The following is a 1,128-nucleotide window of genomic DNA, read 5'->3' on the forward strand; positions in this document are numbered from 1 at the left end:
CCGCAAGGCGCCGCTCTCCATCGTCGTCACCTCCGATCCGGACCGCGCCGGGCCTGTGGTGCTGGGACGCACCCACAATCCGCGCATGGATGTCTATTCGACCGTCTGTGCCGTGCAGAACCTGTGGCTGGCGGCGCGCGTCGAAGGTGTCGGCGTCGGCTGGGTCAGCATTTTCCGCGACGAGGACGTGCGCGCCCTGCTGGGTATTCCCGACCGCGTCGAGATCGTCGCCTGGCTCTGCCTTGGCTATGTCGAGGAACTCTATCAGGCACCGGAACTGGCGCTGAAAGGCTGGCGACAGCGTCTGGATCTCGATGACCTTGTCTTTTGCGAGCGCTGGGGCGAGCCCGAACGCACGGAATGAAGGCGCCTGCCTACTGGGTCGGCTGCGTCTCCGGTCCTGCCGGATGGGTCAGATCGATCCTCGGATCGTTGGGGAAGAAGGCCGGGCCGACCATCCGCACGGGCTTGCTCGGGTCCCAGGGGCGATCCGGCGGACCGGCGCGACGGGCCGATTGTTGCGGCTCGATCTTGCCCTGCAGGGGCGCATAGACCGAGGAGGCCGGCGCGGCTGCCGTGGGTTTCGGCGGCTGCGGCGGTTCCGGCAGGATGGCGGCGCGAGGCTTCATCCTTTCCTGCTCGAGCGCCGAAAAATCGATCTCTCCACAGCGCAGAGCCTGCATTTCCCTGCGGATATCCGCCTCGTTGCGGCCGAGCGACCGGATCACCTGCTTCGGTCCCTGGCGATTGGCGATGAGCGCGCGCCGGTTTGTTTCCATCGACGCCAGCCGTGCGGTGATGTCGGCGCAGGGGTCCGGATAGCCGTCCTGGTAGGTGAGCGTGCTGCTGCCCGGCTGGCCGATGCGGCAGCCGAGCTGCTGGATCTCCACACGGATCTCGCGGATTTCGCGGTTCTGTTCGGCCAGTGCCTCTGCGAAGGTGCGCACCTCGGCACTGTTGCCGGTCACTGTCGGCGTGGCGGCGATCTCCTTGCCGAGCGCCAGGCAGCGCGCGGCATTGTCTGCCGCCATTGCGGTTGCCGGCGCGAAGGCCAGCAGGAGGGAAAGAAGCGATGTCACCCGCATCGAAGGTTTCCGGCTCTCGTCGATCGAGGCGGCAGGATGCCGC

At 67.3% G+C, this 1,128-nt stretch carries 1 protein-coding gene and 1 pseudogene; one reads left to right on the forward strand and one right to left on the reverse strand.

The window, feature by feature from the left end:
* The coding region (locus FNA46_RS25765) for a nitroreductase family protein (protein WP_185970003.1) at positions 1-364 on the forward strand (364 nt) is incomplete at its 5' end.
* Between the two features lie 10 nt (positions 365-374).
* On the opposite strand, the pseudogene FNA46_RS25770 reads toward FNA46_RS25765, so the two are convergent.
* Positions 375-1,128 (reverse strand): annotated as a pseudogene (locus FNA46_RS25770) (hypothetical protein); the annotation flags it as partial.

The organism is Affinirhizobium straminoryzae (genome assembly GCF_007004135.1).
In the GTDB taxonomy this organism is placed as follows: Bacteria; Pseudomonadota; Alphaproteobacteria; order Rhizobiales; family Rhizobiaceae; genus Neorhizobium; species Neorhizobium straminoryzae.